Below are 15,348 nucleotides of genomic sequence, written 5' to 3'. Positions count from 1 at the left end.
GCATGTCAGGCGCTGTAAACCGAAAATTGAGGGAACAATGATTAAGCACAGTGCAGCGTGGATGATGATGGGAAATGGTATCTATGCCATTAGCCAAGCCGCGATCTTGGCTATTCTGGCAAGACTGGTTAATGTCGAAGCGGTTGGAATGTTCAGCTTTGCTTTGGCGATAACTGCTCCCATTATGCTACTGTCCAATATAGGTCTGCGCACTCAGATCATTACCGACACGCAGAACTGTTACTCGCTTAGTCAGTATCAAAAACTTCGTCGGCTCTGTAGTGCCGTTGGTGCCAGTCTCTGCGTTGCTATCGCTGCAGTCATGTCATCAACAACAGAACTCATCATTGTCGTCATCCTGGTAGCCTTCTCAAAATCCGCGGAAAACCAATCCGAACTGTTTTACGGCGTCCTGCAAAAGCAATACAAGCACCGCATCGTTGCGATTTCTCTGGCCATCAGAGGCATCTTGGGTGCAGCAAGTCTTGCTGCGGGAACCTATTATTCAGGAAGTATAATCACGGGCGTTATTTGCTACACGATTACCTGGTGGGTAGTTTGCATATTTTATGATAAAAAATGGACAAGCCGAAACATCACTAGCACTGGTAATAGTGAACATACTCGATACGCAGATCTCATGCCACTTGTGTATGCAGGTCTGCCACTAGGTATCTCCGCACTACTTATAAACCTGAGCATCGGAATCCCACGAATTTTTATCGGCCAATCTGATGGCATGCATGCAATTGGCATATACTCCATCATGGCCTTTATAGTGCAAACCGGAAGTCTGGTTATCAACTCTACCGGACAGGCCATTCTTCCAAAGCTTGCAGTACAATTTAGCCAGAAAGACACTAAAGCATTCCTAACCCTGACAATCAAAGCTTCGCTTGTTGTACTACTCTTGAGTGCTTTCGGTACGTTGGGGTCATTTTTCTTCGCCGACTATTTTTTAGACTTGGCTTTCGGCAGCGAAGTTTCCAGCAATGCATACTTACTAACCTTGATGTTCGCTATCTCACCAGTTCAATACCTTACCAGCTTACTGGGATACGCCATCTCTTCTACGAAACGTAATATATCTCTGGTTACCGTACAAGCACTGGCATCTTTATCAGCGTTGATTGCATCGTTTATTTTGATTCCGCTGTATGGATTGCAAGGTGTCGTAGCCGCTACATTATTTGCAAATAGCGTAGCATTATCGGGGTATATCATAACGCTGATAACCGCTCTTAAATCTGAGTTCCCGAAAACCTCACAACAACTTTCCGAACAAACCAAATGAACAGAATATCTTCCTCAACCATATCGTTCATTTGCTGTGCAAGTGTCGCTTTCATACTGATAATTATATTCGGCGAATCAGCCATCGGAATCCCCTTGGCTGTGGGCGTATTAACATCCTCTATATTCCTCAAGGATACCGTCGACTGGGCTCGTGCGCGGCTGGATAGTTTTGACCCTGGCGCCATTCTTGGTCTAGCAGGTCTGATGTATTTCCTTATCAGCCCGGTTTCCCAAGTCTCGTGGGACTTCTGGCCATATTTACCAGCCCTGACTAACGATTCGAGCTGGATTTCGTTTTGGTCTGTGTTAAACCTGTTCGGCGCTCTAACTTATAAGTTTTTCTCGCGAGTAAAAATAAAACGCAATAGCCCGACATACGTAACACCAGCTACATTCAATCATAAAAGATTTATATTCTTATCTTTAGCGCTTCTAGCAATATGCGCTATTTGTCAACTCTACATATATGCAAGTTTTGGCGGCATTCTCGGATTTATTGCTACGTTTACCGCAAGACAAGCTGCGGGAATTGAGGACGAAGATCCTTTCGCCGGCATGGGCATGCTTATGCTTGTCGCCGAGAGCTTTAAATTTCTTATAGCCATGTTTGTAATATATTGCATAAAAGATAAAAAATGGGCAAAGAGCAACTACTGCTTTGCAATGATTATGACTGGCCTGTTGATAACCTTCATTCTATTTGGAGGGTTACGTGGCAGCAGGAGCAGCACTCTATTTTCCTTGGTATTTGCGGCAGGCATGTACCATTTCTGGATCAGGAAACTACCAGTTAAAATGTTATTGGTGGGTGTTGCTTTTTCACTAGCGTTTGCAACCTCCTATTATTGGTACAAAATCGCAGGTGCGGATGGACTGAGTGCCATTGTGGACACCAGTGCCCGTCAAAGTTTCCACAGCAGTCGTCAAAACGTCGACCAATACCTGGTAGTGAGAGACCTAGGGCGAATGGATATGCAAACCTTAGCTCTTAAAAAAATCGTATCGGGCGAACAACCCCTGTCCTTTGGCAGGACCTATTTGGTTAGTATCATTTCAAGCATACCAAAATCAATTTTGCCTTATATACCAGACCAAATAACTAAAGAAAAAACAGAACTTATTCATGGTCGCGGCAGTTATCAACGCGGTGAAGCCAGGCAGACTACACTTGTACTTGGGCAGTTTGGCGAGTCACTCGTTAACTTTGGCATTCCCGGCATTTTTATATTTTATGCAGCGCTAGGCCTGTTTGTCGGAAAAATCAGAAGCCTGATAAAGCACTTACCTGATCGTGATATTAGATTGCTACTGATCCCTGTAACATGTTTGATCCCCCTGCTAATGATTGGCACCGACATGAATGTGCTTTTAATGCAACTTGTTCGCTATTTGACAATACCGTTAATCCTTATAACTTTATGCCTGAAAATAAGGAAAAACAATAACGCTCCCTCCCCTATCAGCCTGCCTGCTCCTCTGGGCCATGTTGGATAGAACTCGCTACCACTTTGACTGCTGATTAATTTTAAGCGCGCACGTCAGTTAGGATATCCAGGACAAGAGCCTGATCCTACGTATGCCCTTTTATGTTTAAATTCGTACATGGACGCAAACGATGCTCAATACCCCCCCCAAAAACTTCCTTATATGCACCGCAAAATTCAGTGACAATCTAGGAGACGGAGTAATATCGGACTGCACTGAGTACTTAGTAAAAAGGGCCAGTCCGGGAGCATCTATCAACCATATAGATATCGCTGGTCGAGTCGAGTACCGCTCCAGCGCAAAGCAAGATATAAAAATCACTAAAAAGATCTTCTTTTTCATCCCCCACATCCTGCAACCACTCATGACATTTGTAGCGTGGCATTTGTTTATGAAAAAACGCCTGGATGCCGCATGGTCTAAAAACGCGCCGGAGGAGAGTTTTCTATTGCTCTTTGGCGGTGGACAGCTTGTTAGCGACCTGGCGCTAAATTTCCCATTGAAATTTCACCATCTTATTAGTAAAACAAAGTCAATAAACGCAAAATTGGCGACAAATGCAATTGGTGTTTCTTCCAAAATGTCTTCCTTGGGAAGGCGCCTGTATAACTCATCTTTTAGCTCCGACAAGTGGATTCATCTGAGTGTTAGAGATCAGGAAAGTCAAAAAGCGATGCAGACGCTCGTCAACGACTCTAAGAGTGTAGCCCTTACTGTCGATCCTGCATTATGGACAAAAGAGTGCTACAGCCTTAAAAATGAACGAACACGAGACAACTCTGAAAATATCGGTTTGGGCATTGCGCACCCAGTAGAACTTTCAGCTCACATCGAAAAAAATAAAAAAATACCTACTGACCTGACACTGAAATTCTGGACTGACTTAGCTATAAAACTTGTGGAAGCAGGCAAAAGCCCTATCTTATTTTCTAATGGTTCTGTGGAGGATGTTTCATTCTGCCAAGAGGTCTACTCAAACCTCGCACAGAAGGGATATGCCTCAAAAGTAGAGTTGAGCGCCACACCACTCAAGCCAGTAGATCTGGTCAAAAATATCAATAGATTTCACGCAGTAATCTCCCACCGCCTTCATGCGAACATCATTGCAAACTCCTTACTCATCCCGACAGTACAGTTGGGCTGGGATGCGAAAGTGAAGTCGTTCGCAAAAATGATGGGGCGAGAATCTTCCTGTTTTGAACAATTACCCAGCGCATCCGTAGCATTTGATGCAATCGAAAGCATTTTACAAACAGGTATAGATGAATCACATCTGAACAAGTTAAAGCAAATTTCATTAGACAATATAAGTGAAATTGTAAAAAGGTATGAGGCATGAAGATTTATCTCATCAGGGATGGGGTTTTTACAACAACTAATGGTCGCCCGGCCTCCAATCTACTACATTATGAATCCTACGGCCGACGGTACCTTTCAGTTTTCTCTGAAGTTATTATTGTAGGGCGACTTTTTGAAAAGCAAGACCCGACCGCCCTGCCTGTTGATGGTCCCAATGTTAGCTTTTTAAAACTGCCTGGAGGACATGGGCCAATCGGGTTAATCAAGAGCCTGCCTACAATCTTGAAAACTGTTTTTTCTACAACTTCTCCAGGTAGTGCTTATCTCTTGCGGGTACCTGCAAATGTTCCCAGCATCTACGCTTTTGTGCTCTGGCTAAAAAGAATCCCTTTTTGCATCGAGGTCTGCGCAGACCCATTTGATTCCTATAGCGCCAAAGCCTTAAACAATCATCCCCTTAGTAGTATCTTCCAAAAGTTTTTTGTTGGCTTGGTTAAATGGCAATGTCGAAAGGCTGTGGCGACGGCTTATGTTACAAGGAATGCTCTACAACTGAGGTACCCACCCGGCACATCCGCTACATCGTATTCATTTACGTCGATAGACCTCTTCGAGGAAGCTTACGCTTTAAAGGCCAAGAAAATGGATGTTCTCAAAACATCCGCCCCGCACATTGTCTTAACAGGCAACATGCAGGGAAAAATGAAAGGGCATGATACGTTATTAAACTCGTTAGCGATTATTCACACGAAAGGCATAAAAGCAAAGCTCACGATTATTGGATATGGCAACAATGAGCCACACTATAGGAAGATGTGTAAAGACCTGAACCTGGAAGACTATGTTACGTTTACAGGCAAAATGTCTTCCGGGGAGCCTATCAGGAACATACTGGACACCGCGGATTTATTTGTCTTGCCATCACGCCAGGAAGGATTGCCCAGGGCGTTGCTGGAGGCTATGGCCAGAGGTTTGCCAGCGATTGCAACGCGCGTCGGAGGAACGCCTGAATTGCTGGATGAAATTGCGCTTGTGCCTCCGGATGATGAAGATCTTCTGGCTCGTAGAATTGTAGAGTTCCTATCTTCTCCCGAACTCCTGCATGCTCAGTCTTCCAGAAATCTGGCAATTGCCAGAACTTACAATGCCACTGTAATTCAGAACGCGAGAAACAACTTCCTCAACACTATGAAGAAGCTATCAAGCGCAATTGCTTGAATAACAGAATTATTTAATTTTCACAAAGAGACTTACATATGAAAGTAGCCATTATTCATGACTGGCTGGTAACTTTAGGTGGCGCCGAAAAGGTGTTGAAAGAAATACTTTCGGTTTACCCAGACGCAGACATCTACACTGTGGTTGATTTTCTGACAACAGAACAACGCACAGAGATATTTAACAAAAAAACTACGACTTCATTTATTCAAAAATTACCGTTTGCCAAGAAAAACTATCGATCCTACCTGCCTCTGATGCCTCTTGCGATCGAGCAATTTGATCTATCTGATTACAATCTGATCATCAGTAGTAGCCATGCGGTCGCTAAAGGAGTCATCACGGGACCGGATCAACTGCATATTTGTTACTGCCATTCTCCAATCCGTTATGCGTGGGATATGCAAGCTCAGTATCTAAGAGATGCCGGGTTAAAAACGGGCATAAAGGGTTGGCTGACTCGTACGCTGTTACACCGCATCCGTATTTGGGATCATCGCACCTCAAATGGAGTTGACCACTTTATTTGCAATAGCGATTTCATTTCCAGAAGGATATGGAAAATATATCGCCGCAAGTCGACTGTCATTCATCCGTCAGTAGCAATTGAAAACTTTGATGTGATCGAGAAAAAAGAAGACTTCTATCTAACCGCTTCGCGCCTGGTACCTTACAAAAAAATCGACTTGATCGTAGAGGCGTTCAAACAAATGCCGGATCGAAAACTTGTCGTCATTGGCGATGGACCTCAATTTAATAAAATCAAGGAGAACGCAGCGCCAAATATTGAAATATTGGGGTATCAGGAATTCTCGGTATTGAGAAGCTATATGGAGCGTGCGCGCGCTTTTGTTTTCGCCGCAGAGGAAGATTTTGGAATTATTCCCGTAGAAGCGCAGGCCTGCGGTACGCCGGTAATCGCCTTTTCAAAAGGTGGAGCACTGGAAACTGTAATTGACGGTGAGACTGGCATCTTCTTTCCTACCCAGACCGTGGAGGCAATTCAGCAGGCTGTCGAAAACTTTGAAAAATCATTCATTTTCTCCCCCTCGCTAATCAGAGCAAATGCAGAAAAATTTTCCAGCCAGAATTTTCGTAACGATCTAAGAAACTTTATTAATCAGAAAATGACCCAGCCGATTCCAACAACTGCACCGACAGTGGAACAGATATAGTCAGTTTTCCCAGTTCATTCAGCACACCATTATCAACCGTCTCCCAGAACACCCAAGATCGCACTGATAGCAAAGATCTGTAACGCACGCCTCCATATTATTTACCTTGACAGAGTTTCTTGCGATCGCCCACATCAATTTCGGGACCGCCAAATAAATGAATACACTATCAAGATTCGGAGTAATCGTTACTTTCATTGTTTCCCAGTACTCAGCTCACGCATCCAATGCGCCCCCCAACTTGTCGTCGGATCAGAAAGCAGTACACGTATTAGAAAGATTGGGCTATGGCCCATCACCAGAAGACATACAGAATGTTTCAGCCATTGGTATAGAGCAATACATCCTCCAACAACTAAACCCCGAAAGTATAAAAAATCCTGATTGGCTCAGTGAGCGCCTATCCAGGATCGACGCTATCAATTTGGACCAAACAACAATATACAGAAAGTACAGCTCCCAGGCTTTCAAAGCAATTCAAACTGATACTACTGCGCGCAAGGCATTTATTCGAGACAGAACGAATTTCGTGAATCAGGTTCGAGACGCAAGAATACTTAGAGCTCTTTACAGCCCTGCGCAACTTCAAGAAGTAATGGTAGATTTTTGGTATAACCACTTTAATATCTGGGAAAGCAAAACCCCCACGAATGGTGCTATTCTTGGTGCTTACGAAAACGATGCCATCCGGCCCTATGCGCTTGGTAAATTCAAGGATTTACTTCTTGCAAATGCCAAACAAATGGCGATGCTTTACTATTTGGATAATTGGCGAAACAGGTACGCGCCCACCGGCAAAAAAGGTGTCAATGAAAATTACGCCAGAGAGGTAATGGAACTCCATACCTTGGGGGTTAATGGTGGTTATAGCCAGGCGGACATCAAGGCATTAGCGAGATTATTGTCTGGCTGGACCTACATTGCCGATCCCAACGCTCCAAATGCAGGAAATTTTCTGTTTGATTCAGAGCATCACGATCCCAACGAAAAGCAGTTTTTGGGTATTTCATTTCCTGCCGGCGGTGGTTATAGCGAAGGCGAACAAGCTCTGTTAAATCTCGCCCAGAGCCCAAAAACTGCACAACATATTGCTCATAAACTCGTTGAGCTTTTCGTCAATGACGCGCCACCTCAGCTACTCGTTAACAAGGTGGCTCAACGGTATATTGAAAGCGACGGAGATATTAAAGAGCTCCTTATAGTGATTTTTAAGAGCGATGAATTTTGGTCTCCGGAGAATTACAAGGTGAAATTCAAGACACCGTTTAGCTATATGCTCTCCAGTTTGAGGGTTGCGGGGCTACCTCCAATTCAAGACTCCAGGCTATTGCAGAGTTGGCTTAAACAATCGGGAAATGGGCTCTTTGCGTGGCCGGCACCGGATGGCTATAAAAATGTGGAGAGTGCGTGGTTATCTCCAGATGTCTTGATGAATCGGGCAAACTTTTCCTACAAATTGGCAGCAGGCTGGATGTCACTCTGGGGGCGGAACCCAGAAGGTGGCAATCCTCAACCCAATGACCAAAACTTGCTTTCAACTATCGGCTCAGGGATATCACCGGGAACAATAGCAAACATCAAGCGGGCTCCCCAAGATGTTCATTCAGCTTTGATTCTCAGTAGTCCTGATTTCATGTATCGATAATAAAATCCGAGGATTGCATAATGAATCGCAGGGGTTTTTGTAAGCTTTTCGGTGCCGTCGGATCCTATAGTTTATTCAACTCGTCGTTTGCAGCTCTTCCATCCGATTCGTCAGATTCAAAAGCACGCCTGGTTGTCGTAATGCTCCGTGGTGCTGTAGACGGATTAAGCATATTGATCCCTCACGCTGAAAGAAACTACTACCGACTACGAGAAAAGACAGCGATTGCTTTATCGGGAATGGACGGCGGAATGCATAAATTAAATAGTGCATTCGGCCTTCACCCAGCGCTTTCATCGCTGGTTCCTCTTTGGCATTCAGGGCAACTCGCATTTATTCCTGCGTCAGGGTGCCCAAGCGAAACCCGCTCGCACTTTTCAGCGCAATTTAATATGGAGTGTGGCATTCCAGATGCCGAGCGCTCAGTCGACGGTTGGATGAATCGCCTTGCTGTAGAAAACAGTATTGATTTGGATGAAATGAATGCTGTCAGTTTTGGTGCAACGGTCCCCCAGATTTTGTCGGGAAAAAAGCCTATCGCTGTCATTAACTCTCAAGACAATTACGGAACTCGTTTACCCGTTGACAGAACAGACTTTCGAAACTCCTTGGCATCACTTTATTCGCAGAATCCCTCACTACATCATGACTATATCCAAGGCTTGAAATTTCGCGAAGAAATAATTAAGTCCATCAATACACCTGAGCTAGACAAGGAGGCATTGATGGCAAACAATGGCGCAGCACCTCCTACGCTTTTCTCCAGAGACATTCATTTACTCAGCTCTTTAATCAACACTCAGCCAGATTTTCAGTTTGCTTTTATGCAGCTAAGCGGCTGGGATACGCACGTTGACCAAGGTGGTGCCAAGGGGGTTCTTGCGACCAACCTTTCCCAGCTAAGTTACGGACTTTCGCTCCTTCCAAAACTGCTTGGTGACAATTGGAGATCTACTACTGTAGTCGTCATGTCAGAGTTCGGTAGAACAGCCAAAGAAAATAGCACGGGTGGTACAGATCATGGCCATGGAAATGTGATGATGGTTCTTGGAGGGAATGTTGGAGGAGGTAAAATTTACGGTGAATGGCCCGGCCTTTCAGATGATGTACTTTTTCAACAACGGGATGTTGCCATTACCACTGACTTCCGACACGTACTCTCGCACATTTGCCAAGGCGGCTTAAAACTTTCCGATAATCAGCTATCTGCTATTTTCCCTAGATTACCTGACTTCCCCGCCACTTCTTTGAAAGGTCTAATCAACGGGTAGAAATCAGAGATCGAGAACCCCAAGTTCGGAATGAGTCGGACTGAGCGCGCCGATCAAACAAATGCTGAAAAATAACACTCTTTAGTTTTTGCCTAGACAAAACCTAACATTCCTCATTCTTTATATGCACCCTGACATAAGTTATGGTATTTGTTTCGCCACCCTCATTGATAGCAACGCAATAATGCAATGTTGTTATTTGTTTTTCTATCGCATAGTTAACAGGACCCCTACATGATCCGTAAATGCCTATTCCCCGCAGCCGGCTATGGCACTCGCTTTCTACCTGCCACTAAGGCCATGCCCAAGGAAATGCTGCCGGTCGTGAATAAGCCGCTGATCCAATACGGCGTAGAGGAAGCACGCGATGCGGGCCTCCAGCATATGGCTATCGTTACTGGTCGTGGTAAACGCGCTTTAGAAGATCACTTCGATATCAGCTACGAGCTGGAACATCAGATTCGCGGCAGTGATAAAGAGAAGTTTTTGTCGGGTACTCGCGAGCTGATGGAAACGTGCACGTTCTCTTATACCCGTCAGGTGGAGATGAAGGGGCTGGGGCACGCCATTCTCTCTGGTCGTCCGTTGATCGGTGACGAGCCCTTTGCAGTGGTGCTGGCTGACGACTTGTGTCTGAACCTGGAAGGTGATGGTGTGCTGTCCCAGATGATCGCGCTCTACAAGCAGTTCCGTTGCTCGATCGTGGCGATCCAGGAAGTGCCCAACGATCAAACGCACAAGTACGGAATCATCGCTGGCGAGCAGATTCGCGAAGGCATTTATCGGGTCAACAGCATGGTTGAAAAGCCTAAACCGGAGGATGCGCCGTCCAATCTGGCGATTATTGGCCGCTATATTCTGACGGCCGATATCTTTGACTTGATCGCCGATACCGAGCCCGGCAAGGGCGGTGAAATCCAGATCACTGATGCTTTGATGAAGCAGGCACAAAATGGTTGTGTGCTGGCTTATAAATTCGAAGGTCATCGTTTCGACTGCGGCGGAGCGGAAGGCTACATCGACGCAACCAATTTCTGTTACGACAATTTGTATAAGAACGGCTTGTAAACGTTACTTTTCAGCTCTTGGGTGCCGCGTTTCCAAGCGGCCGTAACCCTTTGCAAGGCGGATCACCATGAACGCATCCAGATCACCAATCGACGCTGCCTATACATCGCTGGATCCTTTTGCCTCCGGCAATATGGTTTTGGGGCAGAAGTTCACCGAGGGCAATAGTGGATTGATGACCTGGTTGCGGACGTACGAAAGTGGTACCAGTTCTTCTTCACCACAACCTAGGTTGTTGGTGGAACGCATCGGGCTCTTTCCTTCTTCGGGGGAGATTCGATGCGCAGTCCGCAGCCCGATTGCCGTCCTGGAGCATCTTTGGTCACTGTATGCCGATAAGGCACTGGACGCTGAAGAGAAAGGTGGCTCGGGATTAAACCTGACGTTCGCTGAATGGCGCTTCAGGATTCGTCTCTCGGAAAGTCAGCTCGAAATCCTGCTGAATGTTGAGAGCCGTGGCGATGTTGTGCTGATGCAGTTGAAAACTGCAGAACTGCTGGCTCGAATTGATGAGAAAAACAGCAGTGAGTCCTAGCTCCCTCCCCCAGGTCTTGCAATGAAGTCGGATCTACAACCTCGTCGCCTCGCCTGAAGTGCGCCAATGAGGTTGCATAAACGCTTTTTCGGCCCCCGACAAAGTCACGGCAACAGAGTTCAAGACACCCTCAGCCGTGTACTTTGGAATGCTCGTACTCAACATGATGACCGCAATCCCCACCACCAGAACTGGCAGGGGCATTTTGCGGATTTGCCTTTTCTCCAGCCTGAAAAGAAATACACAGGCCGCTGCTGATCCCACAACCGCCCCGGCAATAGCTTCTGACAGAGGATGGATCGTCTGTCCGACATACTGGACGCTGAACCACCAGGTCGACAGCAGCCCTCCACCAAGAGCCAGCCATCGAAGGCGCTGATCCAGTTGGCGCAACAGCAAACTCAGTACAACGGTCGACACCAGGCAAGCATTCATCGCATGGCCGCTGATCACCGCGATATCCAGGCTTTCCAGGCCGATTCCCCAGCCCTTGAAAAGCACTTTGCTGAGACCAACGACGGTATAGGCTACGGACAGCACGCTTAGCCACAACAGGGCGAGTTTTCTTGATGCGGTGCACCACAACCAACCGGCGACAACCAGCGCTGCCGGAAGCATCACCGTGATGCCAGCGTATTGCGCAATGTATAGTTTTGACTCCAACCTACTTCCTCTCGCCTCGTGCAGACTATTTTGGATATGAGCAACATGCTCGACAGATAAAAATCAACGATCCAAAAAGCACTTGAGGCGATTCTCTACAACAGCCACAGAATAGCTCGCGATGTGCATCGCCAGCCCCTCCTCCACCAGCGCCTCAAGCAAGGCAACTTGTGCCGCGAAGCGTTGGTCGCGTTTGAGCTTTCGAGCAGCGTGCATCTGATCGATCAATACATGAGTCACTTGATAAGGGGTGTTGACTCTGAGGCGCCCCAGCCAGACGGGAAGTCTTTTTTCGCTCCTGGTTCGCCTGATATCCAGTACGCCCGTCGCCTTCTCCGAACAGGTTTTCGACCCTTCCACGATTTCTTCAAATACGTCGGTCAACTTTTTTAATGCGTGGCCCAGAAGTAAGTCATCAAGCGCATCCAAAAAAATCTACCTCTTCACTTTGTGAAGTGACTTCCAGTCAATACATACTCGCCATTATCACACTACACGCTATTCTATGTGGTTATTTGACTTATTCTAACACCCCTTCGCCAGATAACATCTTCATCGACTGGACTGGCTTATATAAGTTGCATTGACGTTTTATAACATCATAAATAACAACCAGACTAAAATACTGCCTGGTATATACGTAATGACTACTAGCACTAATGGAATACAGGTGTCAGAGAAGCCCGATGCATGGGTGTTAACCGTCTGATGCGTTGAACCTGTGATCCCGCTTGGCATCTTATTCACGGATACACCGCCCCACCTTTCAAACACCTGTTTTCAGGTTGTTGCCACTGGGGCCACCGATACACGTTCACACCCTTGAGCAGCTGTCAGCGCTCGGGTAATGTCATCAGACCCATAGGACAGAGCACGCCCATGACTTCCAAGCTGGAACAACTCAAACAAATGACTACCGTGGTTGCCGACACCGGCGACTTCGAAGCGATCGCTCGCGTTAAACCGGTGGACGCTACCACCAACCCTTCCCTGCTGCTCAAGGCCGCGGCCATTCCCGCATATGGCGAATTGCTGAATGCTTGTGTCAGTGACTGCAAGGGCGATGTCGGGCTGGCAAGTGACCGTTTTGGCGTCGCGGTGGGGCAGGAAATCCTCAAGGTCATTCCTGGCCGTATTTCCACCGAAGTGGATGCGCGCCTGTCGTTCGACACTGACGCCGTATTGAAGCGTGCGCACCGTCTGATTGAGCTGTATGAAAAAGCCGGCATCGGTCGCGATCGCGTGCTGATCAAGATCGCCTCGACCTGGGAAGGCATCCGCGCTGCGGAGATCCTGGAAAAGGAAGGCATCCAGACCAACCTGACCCTGTTGTTCTCCTTCGCTCAGGCCGCAGCCTGCGCTGACGCCGGGGTGTTCCTGATTTCGCCATTCGTGGGCCGTATCTACGACTGGTACAAGAAAGCCACTGGCAACGAGTACACCGGTGCCGATGATCCAGGCGTGCAGTCGGTGACACGCATCTACAACTACTACAAGGCCAACGATTACAAAACCGTGGTGATGGGCGCCAGCTTCCGTAACCTGAGCCAAATCGAGCAGTTAGCCGGTTGCGACCGTTTGACCATCAGCCCGGACTTGATCGACAAACTGGCAGCGGATACCGGCAAGCTGGAACGCAAACTGGCCCCGGGGCATACCGGTGAAGCGCGCTTGAACCTCAATGAAGCGCAGTTCCGCTGGTTGTCCAACGAGGACGCCATGGCGACCGAGAAGCTGGCTGAAGGGATTCGTCAGTTTGCTCGTGACCAGGAGAAGCTTGAGGCGTTGCTGCAGGCCAAGCTGTGATCTGAGCCGTTGGAATGCAAAAAGGGCGAACCCGGGTGGGTTCGCCCTTTTTTGTGTCTGTCGCGCGGAGGGTTGGCTTTGCGCTGGAAGATGTGCCGGTAAGGCTGACGCCTTCGCGAGCAGGCTCGCTCCCACAGTGGATTTGTGGTGCTGCCCGGTTAAATGGTTAAACGAAGAACCTGCTCGCGAAGGGGCCACTGCGGCCCACATCACGTCAGCGGATCAATGCCGCTCCAGCGCATTCACCAGGTCGTGGAACGCTTCACGATTGGAATCGTTCAGGCCCATGAGGATCTTGTGCGCTTCAAGCACCTTGATCCGCACCACCTCTTCAGACTGGTCCTGATCCGGTAAGTCATCCAGGCATTCAGGGCAAGGCACAGGCTTGTCGACGATGTTAAACACCTGCTCGAAGCCCATGGACTGCAACAGACGGGTGATGTCTTCGTGGGTGGTGACGACGGTCGGCAGCAGGCCGACCTTTTGCCGCGACAGGATTGACAGCTTGGCCAACAAGCCAAGCGTGGTGCTGTCGATGCTGCGGGTTTCGGTCAAATCAATCACGATCGCGTTGAAATTCATCGCGGTGAAGATTTTCTCAATAGTCGCATCCAACGCCGAACACAGGGTCAGGCGAACTTCACCGACGAACTTGAGGACGAAAGTGCCATCCTGCTCGGCGAACTGGATTCTACCGGTACTCATTAAAGATTCCTGCTCAACACCAACAGGGCGATATCATCCGGCATCTCCCCTAGCGTGGCCAATCCAAAAACCTGCCGCAGACCATCCAGGCTGCCGCCCGCTGCCTTGACCCGTTGGGGCAATGCAGCTTCTTTTTCTTTGAGTGTGGGCTCTGGCAAAAGGTCCAGAATGCCATCAGACATCAGCGTCAGGCTGAACGCCGGTGGCAACTCCAGCACGTGGTCTTCGTAGGTAGCTTCGTTGAAGAGGCCCACCGGGAGACCACGCCCTTCCAGATAACGAACACTGTCGGGTGTGTACAACACAGGCAACGGTAAATGACCACCGATGCTATAGGTCAACAAACCTGTCTCCTCGTCGATGACTCCACCGACCATTGTGACGTGTTTACCCAGCTTACAACTGATCAGGCCCCGGTTGATATGACCAAGAACCTCTGAAGGCTTGAATTCTGGCAAAGTGCCGCTGCGCTTGGATTCGAACAGCAAGCGCGTGGTCATGAACTTCAGCAGCACGGTGACGAAGGCTGAAGAGGCGCCATGACCGGAAACATCCGCCAGGTAGAACGCAACCCGACGCTCGTCGACCCGGAAATAGTCGACGAAATCGCCCGACAGGTACAGCGACGGGATGATCTGGTGAGCAAACTTGAACTCGTCGATGGCCCAGGGACTGACCGGCAGCATGTTCATCTGCACCTGGCGACCGGCGTTCTGGTCTTCCTGGAGCAGGTTCAGGCTGGCGGCGAGCTCGCGGTTGGCCCTTTCCAGCTTCTCGCGGTAACGCTGGTTTTCCAGCAGCAGGCGCGCGCGATCCAGGGCCCGACGCACAGAATGCTCAAGCACAGCCAGGTCTTCGAGAGGTTTGATCAGGTAGTCCGCCGCACCCAGGCGCAGCGCTTCGACCGCATCGTTCATTACGCCGGCACCCGACACCACGATCACCGGTGTTTGCGGTGACAGCTCGGTTACCTGACGAATGAGTTCGAGTCCACCCATCTGCGGCATGCGCAGATCGCAGATGACCAAGTCGGGCTTGTCTTGCTCGAATACCTGAAGACCCTGCTGACCATTGCTGGCCTGCAAGACGCTGAAACCACTGTCTTCCAAATAGGCGGCGAGGCTCGCGCGCACTACTTCGTCATCATCGATTATCAGCAGCGTGGCACTGGTTTTTGGCATG

The 15,348-nt window shown here is 48.3% G+C and carries 14 protein-coding genes; 10 read left to right on the top strand and 4 right to left on the bottom strand.

Annotated features, from left to right (window positions below; genetic code table 11):
- Positions 1 to 37: 37 nt before the first annotated feature.
- The 9 genes from AC07ZE_RS10020 to AC07ZE_RS09980 all read left to right on the top strand — a co-directional run bounded on the left by AC07ZE_RS10020 (position 38) and on the right by AC07ZE_RS09980 (position 10,992).
- Positions 38 to 1,294, top strand: coding sequence for a lipopolysaccharide biosynthesis protein (locus tag AC07ZE_RS10020; protein ID WP_207263871.1), 1,257 nt, complete (start codon positions 38 to 40; stop codon positions 1,292 to 1,294).
- Between the two features lie 95 nt (positions 1,295 to 1,389).
- The gene (locus AC07ZE_RS10015) at positions 1,390 to 2,790 is read left to right on the top strand and encodes a hypothetical protein (protein ID WP_207263863.1); all 1,401 of its coding nucleotides are present in this window, start codon (positions 1,390 to 1,392) and stop codon (positions 2,788 to 2,790) included.
- Between the two features lie 121 nt (positions 2,791 to 2,911).
- On the top strand, positions 2,912 to 4,120 hold the full coding sequence (locus tag AC07ZE_RS10010) for a polysaccharide pyruvyl transferase family protein (protein WP_207263861.1): 1,209 nt from the start codon (positions 2,912 to 2,914) through the stop codon (positions 4,118 to 4,120).
- Positions 4,117 to 5,298 (top strand): glycosyltransferase, encoded by a 1,182-nt coding sequence (locus AC07ZE_RS10005; RefSeq protein ID WP_207263859.1) that lies wholly within the window; start codon positions 4,117 to 4,119, stop codon positions 5,296 to 5,298. Before AC07ZE_RS10010 ends, AC07ZE_RS10005 begins: the two co-directional genes overlap by 4 nt.
- 38 nt (positions 5,299 to 5,336) lie before the next feature.
- Positions 5,337 to 6,473, top strand: a complete 1,137-nt coding sequence (locus AC07ZE_RS10000; protein ID WP_207263857.1) for a glycosyltransferase family 4 protein — start codon at positions 5,337 to 5,339, stop codon at positions 6,471 to 6,473.
- 157 nt (positions 6,474 to 6,630) lie between these two features.
- Complete coding sequence (locus AC07ZE_RS09995; RefSeq protein WP_207263855.1) at positions 6,631 to 8,118, top strand: DUF1800 domain-containing protein; 1,488 nt, start codon at positions 6,631 to 6,633, stop codon at positions 8,116 to 8,118.
- Positions 8,119 to 8,369: 251 nt separating this feature from the next.
- Entirely contained in the window at positions 8,370 to 9,389 is a 1,020-nt protein-coding gene (locus tag AC07ZE_RS09990; protein WP_494990428.1) for a DUF1501 domain-containing protein, read from the top strand.
- A 234-nt stretch (positions 9,390 to 9,623) separates the two neighbouring features.
- Positions 9,624 to 10,457 carry a UTP--glucose-1-phosphate uridylyltransferase GalU gene (gene galU, locus AC07ZE_RS09985; RefSeq protein WP_207263851.1) on the top strand — a complete coding sequence of 278 codons (834 nt, stop codon included), beginning with the start codon at positions 9,624 to 9,626 and terminating at the stop codon, positions 10,455 to 10,457.
- 67 nt (positions 10,458 to 10,524) lie between these two features.
- Positions 10,525 to 10,992: a phosphohexomutase domain-containing protein gene (locus AC07ZE_RS09980; protein ID WP_259331940.1), complete on the top strand. Its 468-nt coding sequence runs from the start codon at positions 10,525 to 10,527 to the stop codon at positions 10,990 to 10,992.
- A gap of 33 nt (positions 10,993 to 11,025) precedes the next feature.
- Here AC07ZE_RS09980 and AC07ZE_RS09975 read toward each other — a convergent pair whose 3' ends face one another.
- Together AC07ZE_RS09975 and AC07ZE_RS09970 are read right to left on the bottom strand one after the other, a co-directional pair.
- Positions 11,026 to 11,655 carry a hypothetical protein gene (locus AC07ZE_RS09975; protein WP_256590338.1) on the bottom strand — a complete coding sequence of 210 codons (630 nt, stop codon included), beginning with the start codon at positions 11,653 to 11,655 and terminating at the stop codon, positions 11,026 to 11,028.
- 63 nt (positions 11,656 to 11,718) lie between these two features.
- Positions 11,719 to 12,084 carry a hypothetical protein gene (locus AC07ZE_RS09970; protein ID WP_207263849.1) on the bottom strand — a complete coding sequence of 122 codons (366 nt, stop codon included), beginning with the start codon at positions 12,082 to 12,084 and terminating at the stop codon, positions 11,719 to 11,721.
- A 450-nt stretch (positions 12,085 to 12,534) separates the two neighbouring features.
- Between AC07ZE_RS09970 and tal the strand changes: the two genes are divergently transcribed.
- Positions 12,535 to 13,461 (top strand): transaldolase, encoded by a 927-nt coding sequence (tal, locus tag AC07ZE_RS09965; protein WP_095196978.1) that lies wholly within the window; start codon positions 12,535 to 12,537, stop codon positions 13,459 to 13,461.
- Between the two features lie 222 nt (positions 13,462 to 13,683).
- Here the strand turns inward: tal and rssC are convergent, their stop codons facing one another.
- Positions 13,684 to 14,166, bottom strand: a complete 483-nt coding sequence (gene rssC / locus AC07ZE_RS09960) for an anti-sigma factor antagonist RssC (RefSeq protein WP_095196979.1) — start codon at positions 14,164 to 14,166, stop codon at positions 13,684 to 13,686.
- Positions 14,166 to 15,347, bottom strand: coding sequence for a two-component system response regulator RssB (rssB, locus tag AC07ZE_RS09955; RefSeq protein WP_207263847.1), 1,182 nt, complete (start codon positions 15,345 to 15,347; stop codon positions 14,166 to 14,168). Before rssB ends, rssC begins: the two co-directional genes overlap by 1 nt.
- Position 15,348 lies beyond the last annotated feature (1 nt).

This window comes from Pseudomonas sp. GW101-3H06, from assembly GCF_059424605.1.
Note: the sequence above shows the minus strand (reverse complement) of the source record. Positions and strands in the feature narration are given on the sequence as shown.

Bases quoted from the DNA above. Each gene is read 5' to 3' on its own strand.
- AC07ZE_RS10020 (WP_207263871.1), top strand. From the start codon at position 38: ATGATTAAGCACAGTGCAGCGTGGATGATGATGGGAAATGGTATCTAT.
- AC07ZE_RS10010 (WP_207263861.1), top strand. From the start codon at position 2,912: ATGCTCAATACCCCCCCCAAAAACTTCCTTATATGCACCGCAAAATTC.
- AC07ZE_RS10005 (WP_207263859.1), top strand. From the start codon at position 4,117: ATGAAGATTTATCTCATCAGGGATGGGGTTTTTACAACAACTAATGGT.
- AC07ZE_RS10000 (WP_207263857.1), top strand. From the start codon at position 5,337: ATGAAAGTAGCCATTATTCATGACTGGCTGGTAACTTTAGGTGGCGCC.
- AC07ZE_RS09995 (WP_207263855.1), top strand. From the start codon at position 6,631: ATGAATACACTATCAAGATTCGGAGTAATCGTTACTTTCATTGTTTCC.
- AC07ZE_RS09990 (WP_494990428.1), top strand. From the start codon at position 8,370: ATGCATAAATTAAATAGTGCATTCGGCCTTCACCCAGCGCTTTCATCG.
- galU (WP_207263851.1), top strand. From the start codon at position 9,624: ATGATCCGTAAATGCCTATTCCCCGCAGCCGGCTATGGCACTCGCTTT.
- AC07ZE_RS09980 (WP_259331940.1), top strand. From the start codon at position 10,525: ATGAACGCATCCAGATCACCAATCGACGCTGCCTATACATCGCTGGAT.
- tal (WP_095196978.1), top strand. From the start codon at position 12,535: ATGACTTCCAAGCTGGAACAACTCAAACAAATGACTACCGTGGTTGCC.
- rssC (WP_095196979.1), bottom strand. From the start codon at position 14,166: ATGAGTACCGGTAGAATCCAGTTCGCCGAGCAGGATGGCACTTTCGTC.
- rssB (WP_207263847.1), bottom strand. From the start codon at position 15,347: ATGCCAAAAACCAGTGCCACGCTGCTGATAATCGATGATGACGAAGTA.